Here is a 14,726-nt window from a genome sequence, read left to right on the forward strand (position 1 = left end):
CCCGACCCGCAAGGCAGTTTGTGAAAATTTTCACAAAGTCCCACGGAGGGCGAAAAAGGGGGAGGGCGGGGGTATAGAGGGGGCTCTTCAGGGTGATCCAGCCTCCTCGGCGACCCCTGTGAGCAGCTTGGCCGCGGCCTCGCGCTCGGATGGGCTGTGGAGGGCCGCGAGTGCGGTATCGACTAAAACCTGGCGCTGGTCTTTCGCCAAGCGGGCGCAAGCCTCCACCACTTGGGCCCGCAAGGCATCGCCGATGGCATCCTGGTTGCGGTAGGGATTGAAGTGACTGGAGCGGGCGAGCGCGAGGGAGAGCCACATGCGGTCGAGAGTCTCGGGATCGGTTTCGGACCAGAGCGCGGTGATCTCGCGGGCGACATGGTAGTGCTCGTCGGCGGGTCCCTTGAAGTTGCCGCCGGAGTAGTTTGCGCCGTCACCTTCCTGGACCGCGGGGCCTTCGCTGGCGAAGCCGGCGATCAGGGGCGCGAGCTCGCGGAGGTCGAGGGCGAGGCAGGCTAGGAAGACATCATCCATGAAGCCGGGGTGGGATTTGAAGGCGGGCTGGATGTAGGCTGCCAAGCGCTGCTTGCGGTCGGGTCGGTCGTGGGTGAGGCGTTCGAGGGCGGCGAGGCCGACTCGGAAGACGTTATACTCTTTGCCCCATGGGGTGGCTTGGATGGCATCGAGATGGGCGGTGGCGCCGGGCAGGTGCGAGAGTGCTTCCAATGCGGGGGCGAGAGTTGTCATGCCATATTCGCCCATCTGTGGATACTTGAGTTCATCGAGCAGGAGTCCGGCGGCGGTGGTGGCTTGTTCTCCGTCCAGATGGATTTCTGTTAGGAGATCCATGGCTTGGCCGCGGCGGATGTAGTCGGCCTTGTGGGCGCGGATGAGGTCCAGAAGTGCGGGCACGCGGGTCTCGGCGCGGGTGGGGTCGGCTTTGAGTTCGAACTTGGTGACTTCGATGATGAGCTCGTCGAGTTCCTTCGGGGTCAGGAGATCGACCAAGCCTTGGCCGCCTTGCGGGGCGGCGGCACCGAGGGTGCTGAGGAGATTGCGGCGGGTTTCGAGATCGCCTTCGCGGAAGCGGATGGTGAGGAGGTCCTGCCACTCCAGGGGGAAGTTCTTTCTCAGTCGGTCGAGTGCCCAGAGGGAGGTGGCATCGTTGGCATCGATCGCTCTCTTCAAGCGCTTGGCATCGCCGGCCATGTCGAGCTTGGCCAAGGCAGTGGTGATGGGTTCGCGGAGGACGGGGCCGGGGAGGAAGCGCCGCGCTTCCTCAAGCTCGTGATAGCGGTCGCGGTCTTTGCGTTCCTGCTCGGGCGAGTCGAAGTTGAAGTTCGCTCCGGGGCCGCAGCGCTTCTCCAGAGCTTCAAACTCGGCGTCTTGGGCTGCATCCGGCGGAGGGAGCGAGTCCCGCAGGCGGGCGAGCTCGGGACGCAGGTCGAGGATGGCTTCCTCGCTGACGGTCATGACCAGCTTGAGGAGTGCCTGGGGTGGCAAGGAATCCGCCCAGTGCCGGGTGAAGGCCTCGTTGAGGTTTGCGGTGAGTTGCTTGCGCGCGCCCTCATTCAGGCGCGGTGCGAGACGCGCCTCGACCGGTGTCATCAGGTTGCGGCGGTCGAGTTCCGGTGCGACGCGCCAACGATCGCCGAGGTGCTGGGGCAGGGCAGTGGCGAGGAACTCCGCGACGAGATTGATGCAGACCTCGGGGGAGTAATCTCCTTTCCAGCGGGAGCTGATCGAGGAGGCCCAGACGGTTTTGGAAGCGAGCTGCCGCGGTGGCTTGCCATCGGCGAGGAGGTCGAGGCTGCCAAAGCCATCGGCCGTGGAAGACATGATGCCAAGGTCTTCGCTGTCAGGCGTGAAGCTGTGGGAGCGGATGCGATCGAGCCAAAAGAGGGTCTCCGCGATGAAGCCGGCTTCCTCGCGAGAGAGGGGGATGACGCGGGCGGTGTAGCCGGGCTGGTCCGCGAGCGGATTGCCGCCGACCGCGCCGTTGCTGTTGTAGTCGGTGGCGAGCAGCCAGCAGCGGTCGGTGCCGAAGCGGAGGGCGAAGATGTTAGAGCTGAAGCTGTAGCAGCTGGAAGAGTCCCAGTCGTAGAGGAACCAGCCGGACTGCGGCGGGGTGATGCCGTTGCGGTCATCGATGGCGAGCTTCCACTGGTCGCGGTGAGCAGGCGTGCGATTGGCATCCGCGATGGCGAGGGCGGCTTGCTTGGGTGGCATCGACCAGACCTTGGCGGGGACTTCGCTGGCGGGAGAGTCATCGTCTTCACCGAAAGTGCCCGGGCGTTGCTTGCCTTGGAAAAAATGGAAGAGCCCGGCGTCGCTGAGGCCTTTGAGCGAGGCGAAGACGTAGGGCTTGATGGCCGTTGCGGGAGTTGTCGCTGGTCCGAGAGTATCTTCTTTCTCTCCTTGGCTTTCGCCTTCGTCTTTACCGGCGCGCAGCGGATAGCCGAGTCCGCCGGCGTCCGCGATTTGGTCGAGGCTTTCGTCGTCCCTCAATACACGGATGTGGGCGTGCTCCGGGATCGCGCCGGTGGAAAAGGCTTTCTGCTCCGGGTTCCAGAGGAAGGTGAAGCTCGGTTCGCGAGGCCCGGCATCGTGCTGGCTGCGGGGGCCAAAGGCGATTTCCGGAAAGCTATCGCCATCACGGTCATGACATTCGAAGGACCAGACATTGGCGGAACGCGCTTTCTCCGGATGCCAGTTGTAGATGACGCGCAGGAGGGTGCGCGGTTTGCGCTCGATGCTCTGGAGAGTGAACACGGTGATCTCCGTGTCCGGCGCGTTCTTCACCGCGTAATTGGAGGTGTTGGCGAGGTCGAGGATGCCATCGTGGTCGAAGTCGAAGAGGTAGCCGTCGCTGATCAAGTTGTTGCTGCCGAAGGGGCGGATTTCTTTTCCATCGGGAGCGAAGATGAAGAAGGGGCCGCTTTTGATCCGAGTGAGTTCAGGGGTGAGGATGCCGATGACTCCATCCCTGCCGCTGCCGCCGAAGAGTTCCTCGGGCTTTTCGACTTCATACTCGTTGCGGAGAGCGAGTGGCAGACTGGTTTTGAAATTGAAGCTGTAGCTGCCGGTGAGGACTTGGAGGACTTCGTGGCTGCCAGTTGTCGCGGAAGGATGCAGGCGATAGCTGCTGAGGATGGTCCTCTTGCCATCGCAGCCCACGAGGCGGGCGATCTGGGCCTGGCGCTGCGCGGGGTCGGCGAGTTTCGTGAGGTCGGTCTGCTGGAGATCGTCGCCGGCGAGGGCCTGGAGTGCGCAGAGAGCTGGCAGGGGGAGAAGACGGAGGAGCTTCATCGATCTGGATCGCGTGGTTTAGATAGTAGGTAAACACGCGACAAGGCTGCTTCTTGGAAGAAAGCTTCAGATTCGTGCAAGATGCGCTGAATGCGGTGTCCATTTCGTCCGTTGACAGGAGAGATGTTCGCTCCGTTGGTGCAGCGCCATGAAAGTACTATTCCTGAAAGCTATCGTAATCGCCGGCAGTGGATTCCTCGCCACTGGTGCGCTGAGTTCCTGTTCTGAAAAGGCCAAGCAGGAGCGGGCGGCGGAGAAGGCCGCGGAGACCGCGACCGATATCATGGAGGAGAACTGTAAACTCCTGGAGAGCATCAAGGACAAGGAGTCGGCTGGAAAGGCCATTGAGAAGATGGACAGCCTTGCGGATAAATACGGGAAGCTCGCCGAGCAGGCGAAGAAGGCGGGATCGACCCCGCCGGATGCTGCCGCCGAAGCGAAGATGAACGAAAAGTCGAAAGCTCTGGTGGACCGGATGACCAAGGCAACGGCGGCGGCGATGCCGATCATTCAGAGTGATCCGGCGCTGGCGAAGGCCTATATGGACAAGCAAATGCTGATCGCGAAGAAGATGACGGAGGCGCAGGCGAAGTGAGTCTGATTCCGGCGAGGGGTTGAGTCCCCGTTGAAGGCAGTGGGAACCACGGATGGACACGGATTGGCACGGATGAAGATCCGGGTTCCGGTTGTTCTTCGTGGTTCTTTCTGTGCTCCGGTAGAGCAAGGTAGAAAGCAAGAACCGCGGATGGCGCGGATGGCGCGGATGAAGAAGAAGGAAGCAGAGTCGGAGATCCGAACGGGTGGGATCTTCGCTGTTGCTGTTAGTTTGATGGGCCGTGGAGCGCGCTCGGCTTGACTCAGGGTGATCTGAGAGGCTGCCTGGAAATCCAGGTGACGGGAATCGCTCCCGGAAAGGTCGGACGAGAATGAAATGGAGGCCTTACTATGCGACTTGTGGCCGCCGAAGTGCGGCGGTCAGAGACGCGCCGCTACAGGTGAGGATCCGAGAAGGGGCACCCTAAGCCGGACCGTGCGGAGCGACGGTTCGAGCCTGTGGCCGCAGGGAAGCGGGATGGGCTGTGGCGCTCGAAGATCGGCAAGCCACGGGTGCTGTCCCTGCTGTTGGTGCTGCTCTGGTTTACGGTTTCGCTTGCGCGAAGGATCTCCTTTACGGGGCGGCGATCAGGTCGGCGCGTGGAAGAGGTGGCAGGCTGGGAGCCAGGTAGGGGATCGCCTGGTGGAATGAGAGGGAGATTTTGGGCAGCTTGGTGAGCGGAGGATTTCCGCGCACGAGCCGGCGGCGGCGATCGCGCTTGTTGCGGCGCGTGGGGGTGATCGGTCCGGTAACCGGCATGGTGGGCAATGCCGCGGAATGGTACGGGTCAGGGGAGGTGAAGTCCATGAGGATAGGGACTGGGTGTGTGTGTGCCCCATGCTTTGTTCAGGGAGAGGAAAGCGCAAAGCCCGCCGCTCTGCTGGGGATGAGTCGGCGGGCCTTGCTTAGGGCGATATCCTTATGGAGGATTCCGGGGTTTTGCGGAACTACGCGATCGCGTGGGGAGCGGAAGGCGGAAGGCGGAAGGCGGAAGGCGGAAGGCGGAAGGCGGAAGGCGGAAGGCGGAAGGCGGAAGGCGGAAGGCGGAAGGCGGAAGGCGGAAGGCGGGGCTGATCCCAGGTGATCTTCAAGCGCGGTGATCGCGCTGCGCGTGCAGGCAGCTACGATACACCCAGTAGATGAAGACGGCTTGGAAGGGTAGTCTGGCCCAGAGTGCCCATGGTGGGATCTGCATGCGGGGCCAGCCGTGTAGGGCCATGTGCAGATTCGCGGGGAACACCGCCAGCAGCAACGCGATCAATCCCCAGGCGGCAGGTCTTCTGAGGGCGGGGATCAGGACCCCGGCGCCGCCGAGGATTTCCGCGGCTCCGCTCACGGAGTTGAGCAATGCGGGCGAAGGGAAATAGGGCGGGATCATCGAGACGTAGATCCCGGGAACCCGGAAGTGGTTCAGTCCGGCGAGGATGAAGAGGATCCCGAGAAGCGTGCGCGAGACTGCCCTGGAGCGCGGGTCACTCATCCTGGATTTGGGAGTGAGAACGACGGAATCCACGGAACACACGGAAAGAAGAGGAGTTGGGTTTTGGCGGTTCCATGAGCGAACGCTGCATTTCTATTTCCCTGCAAGGCTTCATCTCCGGTGTATTTCGTGGTTTTCCATTTCCACCCGAGCTCATTGCTTCAAGTGTTGGTCGAGGAAAGCGATGGCGGCATCCATCGCCGTGCCGGGGAATAGGAATGCGCCGATATGGCCCTTTCCTTCGAGCCAGAATACTTGCGTGTCGAAGCCGTGCCTGCGGTAGGCTGCCTGCATACGGCGCGCGTGCTCCGGTGGGACCGTGGTGTCAGCGGTGCCCTGATAGATGAAAATCGGCGGACTGGCGGAGGTGACGTGACTCAGCGGCGATGCCTCGTGGACCCGCGCGGGGATGTCCGGGACTTTGGCTCCGAGGAAGGCGTCGACGTCTTCACTGTCGGGAAACAAGCTGAGGTCGAATGGCGCGCTGGCGGTAACGATCGCGCGCAGCTTCTCGGGATTCCCGTCCCTGAGTGCGACCTGTGCGGCGAGATGGCCTCCGGCCGAATATCCGAAGACGGCAATGCGTGTCGGATCGATTCCGTAACGGGTGGCATTTCTCCGCATCCAGTGAATCGCCTCGCGAAGGTCATCGATGGGGGCGGGGTAGCGGAAGCCCGGGGTGCCGCGGTAGCCGGCGTTGACCACCACATAGCCGCGTTTCGCCAGGGCCTTGGCGATCGGAGTCATGGTCCAGCGGTCATCGTCCGCCTTCCAGCTGCCGCCATGGATCAAAAGCACGGCTGGTGCGGGTGGCCGGAGCGGGTCACGAGGGTGATAGACATCGGCGAGGAGCGGGGCCGGCCAAGGGGAAGGGCTGAAGCGCAAGTCGCGCTCGCGCGCTACCCCCTGCGGCACGGGACCGACGAGGGGCATGGTGCAGGAGGCGAAGCTGGGAAGAAGGAGCGCGAGGAGGCCGAGCCATAGATGCCGGGGTGAGAGCGGGTTCATGGGGAGCAGCGGGGACCGATTGGGCGGCCCGCAGGCTCATGGCTCATATCAGGCTTGGGAAAAATCACGCACTACAATGATCCGGTCGGGTGGCCCCAAATTTGACCGCGGGGTATTGCAGGAATCCGACCAGACGATCGACTTCCCCGTATCGGCAAACAGCCAGCGGCGATGGCAAAACCCGTCGCGAGTCCATTCGTGCCGCTCAATGCGGCGGCGAAGCTCTTGCTCGACCCAATCGGCAGCGAAGGAGGCGAACAGCGCGGGTGTGCCTCCACTGTCGCGTCTGGCAAAAACGTCGGGCAGGGTTGGATCAAGATCGGTAACCAGCTGGCCGGTTTCGTCTTCGCCAAGGACCACGCCGGTGCCGTCGAATTCGATTCGAAGGGTACGCAAGCAGACCTTGCTTTCCTGATCGCTGATATCAAGGGCTAGAACCAGTCTATCGTCCCCGCCTCTGCCCACCAAGGTATGGTCAGGTGATGAGCCTGGGATCCGCCAGGCATGTGCGCGATCCCGCAGTGTCTCTGCGAATGCCTGCTCGGCAGCGCTTCGGTAGTGGCCGATTTCAAACCACTCTGATGGGTCTTGAGGCATGGTTGAAAACGGGTGTGACCGACCAGGTTAAGTTCGAGATGGTCTGTGGAGACGGGTGAATTCTCAAGCCTCCTCTTGCAGCCGCTGGAGGGGCTTTTCTTTTGCGCGGTGGATCGCCACGATGCTGCCGTGAAGCTTGCCTTGCTCCGCTCCATTACTTTCTGGTCCGGGATTGTGGTGATGGCATTCCTGTGCTGGGCGTGGCGGCATTCCCTCACGCATGGTGCCTTCGTCGCGCGGGGCAATTACCAGATCATTTCATTCTCCGGCGAGCTTTGCGTTTCTTATCCGAATGGGAAGAGTCTGGATGAGATCCAATTCGGGAGCATTCCTCAGGCGAAGGAGGAGGCAGCACCTCTCTTGACGCTGCCCTGCTTCGCGCGCGGTGTGGGGAAGGAGCCGATCGGGGATGAGGAACCGGTTTATCAGACTGCTCGTGCGGAGGCGCTGGATTATGTCGCGTCGCGAAGTCCGGATGCGTGGCTTCTCTACGTGCCGTACTGGTGCGTGTTGGTGGCGGTGGTGGTTCCTTGGCTTGAGCTGTTGGTGTGGCGGGCGCGGAGGAGGCGGAAGGGACCGGCAAAGGCGCTTGATCAGCTCCGCGAGCCACAGGAGGCAGGCGGGGATTGAGTGCTCTTGTAGGCTTATAGTCCCTGTTGCAGTTTGGCTGCTGCGGTGCGCCTGCTCGCTCGCCAGGAGAGCAAGCCGAGCCAAAGGACGGCGACGGCAAGAAGGATGAGCCAATGAGGGATGAATAGCATCCACGCTTCGCTGCGGAAGCGAGTCATCGATCTCAGGAGCTTGTTCCGCTCGGTCTTTGAAGTGAGGTCTTCGGACGGGAGTTGGTCGATCGGGGTGCCTTGGCCACGGACGAACGCGATCCGCGTGATGGGGAAGTCGGCGGTCCAGTAGGTTGGGTCCAACTCAGAGCGAAAGGTGGTTTTGGAAAAGCGGGTGTTGCTCTCACCAGCGAGAACTCCGACAAAGCCCCCGGAGTTCATCACCGTCATTCGCTGGACATGGATCCCGCTTCCCATCGTGGACGAATCGCGCCATGCCCAGACGATGAAGCCATCACGAGCAGGCCGGACCAGAAGGTGATGGAGCGGTGAAGGGCCAGTTTCATGGATTGATTGCAGCTTTGTTTCGCCTGCGTGCGCGCCAGAAGAGCAAGCCAAGCCAAAGGGTGGCGACTGCGAGGAGGATGAGCCAATAGGGGATGAAGATCACCTTCCAACTGGGAGGATAGGTCAGCGCATCCACCCATTGATCATGGTGATAGGACCGCTTCTGATGTCTCCCGGAGGGATCGTATACCTCGGTGCGAGGTCTCCCTCCTTCCATCAGAAAGGGGGAAGGGAAGGGTTCCGCCACCAAGTTTGACGAAGAGAGATAGGACCGCTCCCACAGCCAGTCCCCAACCGGGGCATTGGGGAGCCACTTCGCGGAAAAGCCGCCAGCGATGCTCGTGACCCAAGTCCCGCCTTGGTTCCAGCGATGATACAGCGTAGTGGCGCGAATCAGCGAATCCGACCAAGCCCAGCAAACAAAGCTCATGACCAGCAAGCCGAACCAAAATATCAAGGAACGATGCAGGGCCAGTTTCACCCCGCGAGCTTGGCGACCGGCGGCAAAAAAGCTATCAGGAAGCAGATATGGCGGGCATCTCTGGAGATGGAGGACGGTCTGGTCGGGTTGGTGGAGGATGAGTAGGAGGTGATTCGGACAGCGCAGCAACCCGCTTCGGGGAGGGATGGTCTTCTTGGGTGGTACTCTGGGCTATGGGATGGAACGGCGTTGCTGTCCCGGGAGGTTTGGGGTGGGTTGTTAGGGTGGCTCGCTGGAAAGGGTAAGTTCGCCCGCGAATGGCTCGTGATTGGGGCGATATCGCAGGGACGCAGAGCAAGCGGGAGCTGGTTTCCGCATGGATCGATCAGGTGATAGGCCAGAAGCATGAGGCGTCCCTTTGGGACGAAGCGAGGTCCACGAAATCGGGGCTAATCACGTGCCATTCGTCGCCGCTCTCCGTTGAGCGGATTTTGAGTGACGGCTCGCTCGACCGCCCAAGCCGGCTAAAGACCGGTGCACCCAGTAGGCTGTCCGTTGGGCGGGCTTTGCTGGACCTGATCGCCCTCGGCGCAAAAAAGAAGGAAGGGATCTTTCGATCCCTTCCTTGCTGTTTTGAAAGTGGTACCCCGACTTGGACTCGAACCAAGGACCAAAAGATTAAGAGTCTTCTGCTCTACCAACTGAGCTATCGAGGCTTTGTGTTTCCTGCCTTGCGGCGGGGCCGGAAGGATGCATTTCGATTCGGGCCGCGCAAGAGGAATTTTGACGGAAATGTGATTTTAGTTCGTCTGGTCCGCCGCTCCTTATTTCGCGGGGAGGAAGAGGATGCAGATGGGATTCGGGGCGGTGGCAGTGGCCTTGGGCTCGCTGAGTTTGCCGGTGGCGGGGTCGAGGGGGAGGGCGGCGATGGAGTTGGTGTCCTGGTGGGCGCAGAGGAGCCATTTACCATCGGGGGTGATGGCGAAGTGGCGGGGGACCTTGCCGCCGCAGGGGGCGATCTGGAGGGAGCTCAGTTTGCCGGAGGCGGCGTCGCGGGCGTAGACGGCGATGCTGTCGTGGCCGCGGTTCGAGGCGTAGACGAACTTGCCATTCGGGTGGACGGCGATCTCGGCGGTGGTGCTGCGGGTCTGGTCGCCCTCCGGAAGGGTGGTGATGGTCTGGAGGGTGGTGAACTTGCCAGCCTTCGCATCGTAGCTGCAGGCGGTGACGGTGTTATCGAGTTCATCGACGATGTAGGCGTGACGGCCGTCGGGCGAGAAGTCGAGGTGGCGTGGGCCAGCGCCTGGGGCTGAGGTCCAGGTGTCCGGGGTCTCAGAGACGGGCTTGGCGGTCTTGGGATCGATGGTCCAGGTGAGAATCTTATCGAGGCCGAGGTCGGTATCGTGGAGGAAGTCGCCGCGGAAGTAGACGCCGTGGGAGTGGGGGCCTTCCTGGCGGCCTTTGTTAGGGCCCATGCCTTCGGTGATTTTCTTGGCGAAGGCGGGCTCCTTCGGGATGCCATCGGCATCGAGGTGAAAGGTGGTGGTGGTGCCATCGCTGTAATTGGCGAGGGCGAGGACGCTGCCGCTTGCATTCAGCGCGAGGTGGCAGGGGTTGTTGCCGGCGGAGGTGGCTTCGGCGAGGAACTCGAGGGTGCTGCCCAACTTGAAGACGGCGACGCTGCCCTGCGGGAAAGCGGTGGATTTGCCGGCGGCGTAGAGGAGTGGCTTGCCGGGATGGAGGGCGAGGAAGCCGGGGCCATTGTATTTGGCGCCGAGTTTGACTTCGCCGAATTGGGCGGTGTCGGGATCGAAGCTGGAGAGGTAGATGCCTTCGCTCTTGCCGCTGCCCCCGGCATTGGTGCCGATGGCGAAGGGGAGGGGGGCGGCGGAGGAGAGGGAGATGGAGGCGAGGCCGAAGAGGAGAAGTCGGGGTTTCATGATTCGGGGATTACGGGGAGGCAAGGGTGGGGGCTTCCAATCGAGTTCGTCATCGGGAATCGAGATAAGATCGATGAGAGAAGAAAGGAAAGCGGAGGTGAGGGATGGACCTCATCTGGGCGAATGGCCGTTCCCCGCATAAGGCGTCCCTTCAGGACGCAATGATGCGCTGGCGCTTACCCGGCACTTCGTGCCGGGCTTTTATGAGTCGTCCCGATTGGGACGAAGCGGCTCAGAATCCGAAGTAGCGCTGGGCGTTGCCACTGCAGACGTCGGCGATGAGCTTGGAGAGGGCGCCGAAGTCATCGGGAAGTTCGCCGCGGTCGGCTTCGGTGCCGATGAGGTTGCAGAGGATGCGGCGGAAGTATTCGTGGCGCGGGAAGGAGAGGAAGGAGCGCGAGTCCGTGAGCATGCCGACGAAGCGGGAGAGAAGGCCGGTGGCGGAGAGTGCGTTGAGCTGGAGTTCCATGCCGTCCTTCTGGTCGGCGAACCACCAGCCGGAGCCGAACTGGATCTTGCCGGGGACAGTACCGTCCTGGAAGGCACCGGTCATGGCGGCGAAGAGGTAGTTGTCGCGCGGGTTGATGTTGTAGAGGATGACCTGCGGGAGTGCGCCGCGGTTGGCGAGGGTGCCGAGGTAGGTGACGAGGGCGGCGCCCTGGCGTTCATCGCCGATGGTATCGAAGCCGGCGTCCGGACCTAACAGGGCGGACATGCGCGGGTTGACATTGCGGAAGGGGCCGAGGTGCAGCTGCTTGGTCCAGCCCTTCGCCGCGTCTTGCTGGCCGAAGAAGACCATGAGGAAGAAGCAGAACTTTTCCTTCTCTTCGTAGCTCACGGGCAGGCCGCGGCGGGCCTTGTCGAAGATGATCGAGGCATCGGCATCATCGCAGGGGATGGCAGGACAGCGGTCGAGGCCGTGGTCGGAGAGGCGGCAGCCGAGGGCGTGGAAGTCGTCGTGGCGCTTCTGGAGGGCCTGGAGGAGATCCGAGACGTGGTGGATGCTGGTATCAGTGACTTCCTCGAGCTTCTCGATCCAGGTGTCGAAGGCCTTGGGTTGGTCGACTTGGAAGGCCTTGTCGGGCCGGAAGGTGGGCAGGACCTTGGTGGCGAGGTTACTGTTAGAGAGGGTCTCGTGATGGCGCAGCGGATCGGCGGGATCGTCGGTGGTGCCGACCATCTTGACCTTGAATTTATCGAGGATGCCGTGGACGCAGAAGTCGGGCTCGGCGAGGCGGGCATTGGCTTGCTCCCAGATCTCATCGGCGGTGTCCGGGCTGAGCAGGGTATTGATGCCGAAGTAGCGGCGCAGCTCGAGATGGGTCCAGTGGTGGATGGGATTGCGGAGCGTGTAGGGCACGGTCTCGGCCCATGCCTGGAACTTCTCGCGCGGGGAGGCGGAGCCGGTGATGTATTCCTCGTCGATGCCGTTGGCGCGGAGCAGGCGCCACTTGTAGTGATCGCCGCCAAGCCAGATGTCGGCGAGGTTGTCCCAGCGGTGATTGGTGGCGATCTCCGCGGGGGAGAGGTGGCAGTGGTAGTCGAAGATCGGCTGGTCCTTGGCGACTTCGTGGAAAAGCCGGCGGGCGGTGGGGGAAGTCAGCAGGAAGGATTCTTCGTCGAGGTACGGCATGGGCTTGGCGGGACGATGGGCGGGAAGGCGGGGGGAGGGCAAGTCCGGCATTGTAAAGTTGTCGGACAAATTTAACCTGCGCCTCAGCGCGCGGGATTCTTCGGTGTCAGCAGGTGGTCGAGACCGAGGAGGGCGAAGCCGCCGGTGAGGAATGCAGTGCCGATCGCGGCAGAGTTCAGGGCGACGCGGAGGGGGCCGAGGTGAGCAAGATCCAGGAAGGGATAGGGAGAATCGCCCCCGTGAGCGAGTGCCCAAATGAGGTAGCTGGCAGGCCAAGAAAGCCAGAGGAAGGGGTGGCTCCAAGTGAGCTTGGCCCTCTCGACATAGGCGACCCAGAGGAGGAGCTGCAGAAGTGGGGGCACGTGGTGGTGGAGGAGGTCTGCCCATAGCTGCTTGCCCTCGGGATTCCACAGTTTGGCGAGAAGGCTCATGTAGATGATCTTCACCATAAGGATGTAGAGCGTGAGGGCGGCTTGGATGGAGGGGCTGCGGAAGAAATTTCCGGGGCGGGATGAGGGCGCGACAAGGCAGATTGCCTGCGCGAGGACGAGCAGGGTATTGGTGAGGATGGTGAAATAGGAGGAGAGCTTCCAGAGGACCGCGGCAGTGCCGAGGCCGCGGGCGGCGAAGAGCTCCGCGGTGACTTGATATTGGAGAGTGAGACCTGCGATGCCGGTGAGGACGATGGCGAGGCGGAGGGGGCGTTCGAGCGTCATGATTGGCCGGGGCCGCGGGGTTCGAGGGTGCTGCCGGGCATGGCGCGGGTGCCGCGGCATTGGGCGAGGCCCCAGCGGGCGAGGGGGAGGAGGAAGTCCTTGGTGCTGCGGCCGCGCTCGGTGAGCTGGTAGATGACGCGGCGGCCGTCGTCGGGGTCGGCGGCGCGCTTGAGCAGGCCGTGGGTGGTCAGGGATTTCAGGCGGTCGGAGAGGATGTTGGTGGCGATGCCTTCGGGTGAGGCCAGGAATTCATCGTAGCGCTGCTTGCCGAGGAAGAGATCGCGGATCACCAGCAGGGTCCAGCGATCGCCGAAGAGATCGAGGGCGCAGGCGACGGGGCAGGGTGAGCGGCGGGCGGATGACTTCACGGCGGGATTTCACTTGCAAAGGACAAGTAAAGCAAGGATGGGTGGATTTACTTGCGAATCACAAGTGAAAGGGGCGGGCCATGAATGAGAGCATTGATGAGGCGGAGATCCAAAAGGGGCTGGAGAAGCCGGGGGCGGGGATTCCCTGGCTGGAGCAGAAGATCGGCGGACTGATGCTGCGGCGGGAGGCGCGCAAGGGTAGCCGCGAACAGTTGCTGGAGGCGTTCTGCGGGACAGCGGAGGAGGTACTGCAATTGGTCGATGGATTAGACGAGGGGCGCGGAAGGAAGCGGGTGCTCATCCCTCGCTTGCGGGGGATTGAGGATTCGAGCCGCTACTGGTCGCCGTACATGATCGTGGAGCACCTGTGCCGGGTGGACGGGCCGGTGCTTGGTTTGGTGCGTTTGCTTGCCGCGGGGAAGACGACGGACCGGAAGTCGGGGCCGGCGGATGTGAAGCCTTCAGTGGAGGCGGGGCCGGAGAGTCTGGAGAAGCTGCGGGGGATCGTGGCGGAGTGGAGGGAGCATCTGCCGGCGGCAGAGAAGCTGGTGGCATCGAAGCGGCACCGGCATTCTTGGTTCGGGAATTTGAACGCGCACCAGTGGCTTTGCATGGGGGTCATGCACCATCGTATCCATCGCAAGCAGCTTGAGGCGGTGCTGGCGGGGTAGTGCCTAACGAGGCCGCTCGAAGATGATAAAGTGCTGCCAGGGGAGGGGGCGCAGGTTCGAGACGAAGCGGAAGCCGAGGGACTCGAATTCGAGTCGGGCCTGGGCTTCGGTCATCTTGTGCAGGGCCTTGATGGGGACGTTGGGATCCTCGGCGCGGAACTCGAGGAGGAAGATTCGGCCGCCGGGTTTGAGTGCCTGGTATAGGGATGTGAGCATCTCGCGCGGGTGGGAGAACTCGTGGTAGGCATCGACCATCAGCGCGGCATCAAGGGTGGCAGCGGGGAGCTTGAGGTCGTCGATCGCGCCGAGATGGGGCTCGACGTTGGTGATCTTGAGCTCGACGGATTTGTTGCGGAGGAAGTCGAGCATCTCCTGCTGGATGTCGACGGCGACGACCTTGCCCTGCGGGACTTTCGGGGAAATACGGAAGCTATAGTAGCCGGAGCCTGCGCCGATATCGGCGATGACGTCGGTGGGCTTCAAGTCTATGGCGGCGATGGCCTTGCTGGGGGCTTCCTCCTGCTCGCGTTCGCCGCGCTCCAGCCAACCGATCGCCGGGTGGCCCATGACTTGGGCGATCTCGCGGCCGTGGAAGAACTTGCCGATGCCATCGCGGGTAGCCGGGGCGAAGGTGTAGGGGGGCGGCTCGGCGGGTGGTTTGGAAACCGTTGGAGCGGGTGGCGGGGTGTTGTCCTTTTGCGGGGCCTGTTCCTTTGCGAGCCATGTCCAGCCTGCGAGGGCGGAAGCGAGGGCCAGGACGAGGAAGAGGGCAACGCGGCTCATTCCGGGAGTGTGTCTGCTGCCACGGCGGAAAGACAACACCAAGTGACCGAAAGGTGCATTGCCGTTTGGAAGCCGGGAGGC

General features: G+C 62.6%; 14 protein-coding genes and 1 tRNA gene. 4 read left to right on the forward strand and 11 right to left on the reverse strand.

Features of this window, described 5'->3' with window-relative positions; all coding sequences use genetic code 11:
* Positions 1–87: 87 nt before the first annotated feature.
* Entirely contained in the window at positions 88–3,306 is a 3,219-nt protein-coding gene (locus tag BV071_RS31810) for a hypothetical protein (RefSeq protein WP_035616279.1), read from the reverse strand.
* Between the two features lie 148 nt (positions 3,307–3,454).
* Here BV071_RS31810 and BV071_RS31815 point away from each other — a divergent pair, with 148 nt between their 5' ends.
* The gene (locus BV071_RS31815) at positions 3,455–3,901 is read left to right on the forward strand and encodes a hypothetical protein (protein ID WP_035616281.1); all 447 of its coding nucleotides are present in this window, start codon (positions 3,455–3,457) and stop codon (positions 3,899–3,901) included.
* 573 nt (positions 3,902–4,474) lie between these two features.
* On the opposite strand, the gene BV071_RS31820 is transcribed toward BV071_RS31815, so the two are convergent.
* The 4 genes from BV071_RS31820 to BV071_RS36035 form a co-directional block, all read right to left on the reverse strand.
* Positions 4,475–4,708, reverse strand: coding sequence for a hypothetical protein (locus BV071_RS31820; protein ID WP_265595143.1), 234 nt, complete (start codon positions 4,706–4,708; stop codon positions 4,475–4,477).
* A gap of 280 nt (positions 4,709–4,988) precedes the next feature.
* Complete coding sequence (locus tag BV071_RS31825) at positions 4,989–5,381, reverse strand: DoxX family membrane protein (protein WP_052574131.1); 393 nt, start codon at positions 5,379–5,381, stop codon at positions 4,989–4,991.
* Positions 5,382–5,534: 153 nt separating this feature from the next.
* Entirely contained in the window at positions 5,535–6,389 is an 855-nt protein-coding gene (locus BV071_RS31830) for an alpha/beta hydrolase (RefSeq protein WP_052574132.1), read from the reverse strand.
* A 48-nt stretch (positions 6,390–6,437) separates the two neighbouring features.
* On the reverse strand, positions 6,438–6,986 hold the full coding sequence (locus BV071_RS36035) for a hypothetical protein (protein WP_265595144.1): 549 nt from the start codon (positions 6,984–6,986) through the stop codon (positions 6,438–6,440).
* Between the two features lie 108 nt (positions 6,987–7,094).
* Here BV071_RS36035 and BV071_RS31840 point away from each other — a divergent pair, with 108 nt between their 5' ends.
* Together BV071_RS31840 and BV071_RS36040 are read left to right on the forward strand one after the other, a co-directional pair.
* Positions 7,095–7,616 carry a hypothetical protein gene (locus BV071_RS31840; protein WP_265595145.1) on the forward strand — a complete coding sequence of 174 codons (522 nt, stop codon included), beginning with the start codon at positions 7,095–7,097 and terminating at the stop codon, positions 7,614–7,616.
* 120 nt (positions 7,617–7,736) lie between these two features.
* Positions 7,737–7,898: a hypothetical protein gene (locus BV071_RS36040; RefSeq protein ID WP_265595146.1), complete on the forward strand. Its 162-nt coding sequence runs from the start codon at positions 7,737–7,739 to the stop codon at positions 7,896–7,898.
* 1,276 nt (positions 7,899–9,174) lie between these two features.
* Here BV071_RS36040 and BV071_RS31855 read toward each other — a convergent pair.
* From BV071_RS31855 to BV071_RS31875, 5 genes are all read right to left on the reverse strand, one after another.
* Positions 9,175–9,250, reverse strand: a tRNA-Lys gene (locus BV071_RS31855).
* A 108-nt stretch (positions 9,251–9,358) separates the two neighbouring features.
* Complete coding sequence (locus BV071_RS31860; RefSeq protein WP_052574133.1) at positions 9,359–10,474, reverse strand: lactonase family protein; 1,116 nt, start codon at positions 10,472–10,474, stop codon at positions 9,359–9,361.
* 232 nt (positions 10,475–10,706) lie between these two features.
* Entirely contained in the window at positions 10,707–12,107 is a 1,401-nt protein-coding gene (gene uxaC / locus BV071_RS31865; RefSeq protein WP_035616367.1) for a glucuronate isomerase, read from the reverse strand.
* An 83-nt stretch (positions 12,108–12,190) separates the two neighbouring features.
* On the reverse strand, positions 12,191–12,823 hold the full coding sequence (locus BV071_RS31870; RefSeq protein WP_035616295.1) for a Pr6Pr family membrane protein: 633 nt from the start codon (positions 12,821–12,823) through the stop codon (positions 12,191–12,193).
* The gene (locus BV071_RS31875; protein ID WP_035616296.1) at positions 12,820–13,191 is read right to left on the reverse strand and encodes a helix-turn-helix domain-containing protein; all 372 of its coding nucleotides are present in this window, start codon (positions 13,189–13,191) and stop codon (positions 12,820–12,822) included. The genes BV071_RS31870 and BV071_RS31875 overlap by 4 nt, the downstream gene beginning before the upstream one ends.
* Before the next feature lie 80 nt (positions 13,192–13,271).
* Between BV071_RS31875 and BV071_RS31880 the strand changes: the two genes are divergently transcribed.
* Positions 13,272–13,862, forward strand: a complete 591-nt coding sequence (locus tag BV071_RS31880) for a DinB family protein (protein WP_035616297.1) — start codon at positions 13,272–13,274, stop codon at positions 13,860–13,862.
* Between the two features lie 3 nt (positions 13,863–13,865).
* On the opposite strand, the gene BV071_RS31885 is transcribed toward BV071_RS31880, so the two are convergent.
* A complete protein-coding gene (locus BV071_RS31885; protein WP_035616299.1) occupies positions 13,866–14,645 on the reverse strand; it encodes a class I SAM-dependent methyltransferase in 780 nt (259 codons plus the stop codon).
* Between the last annotated feature and the right edge of the window lie 81 nt (positions 14,646–14,726).

The organism is Haloferula sp. BvORR071, assembly GCF_000739615.1.
Classification (GTDB): Bacteria; Verrucomicrobiota; Verrucomicrobiia; order Verrucomicrobiales; family Akkermansiaceae; genus Haloferula.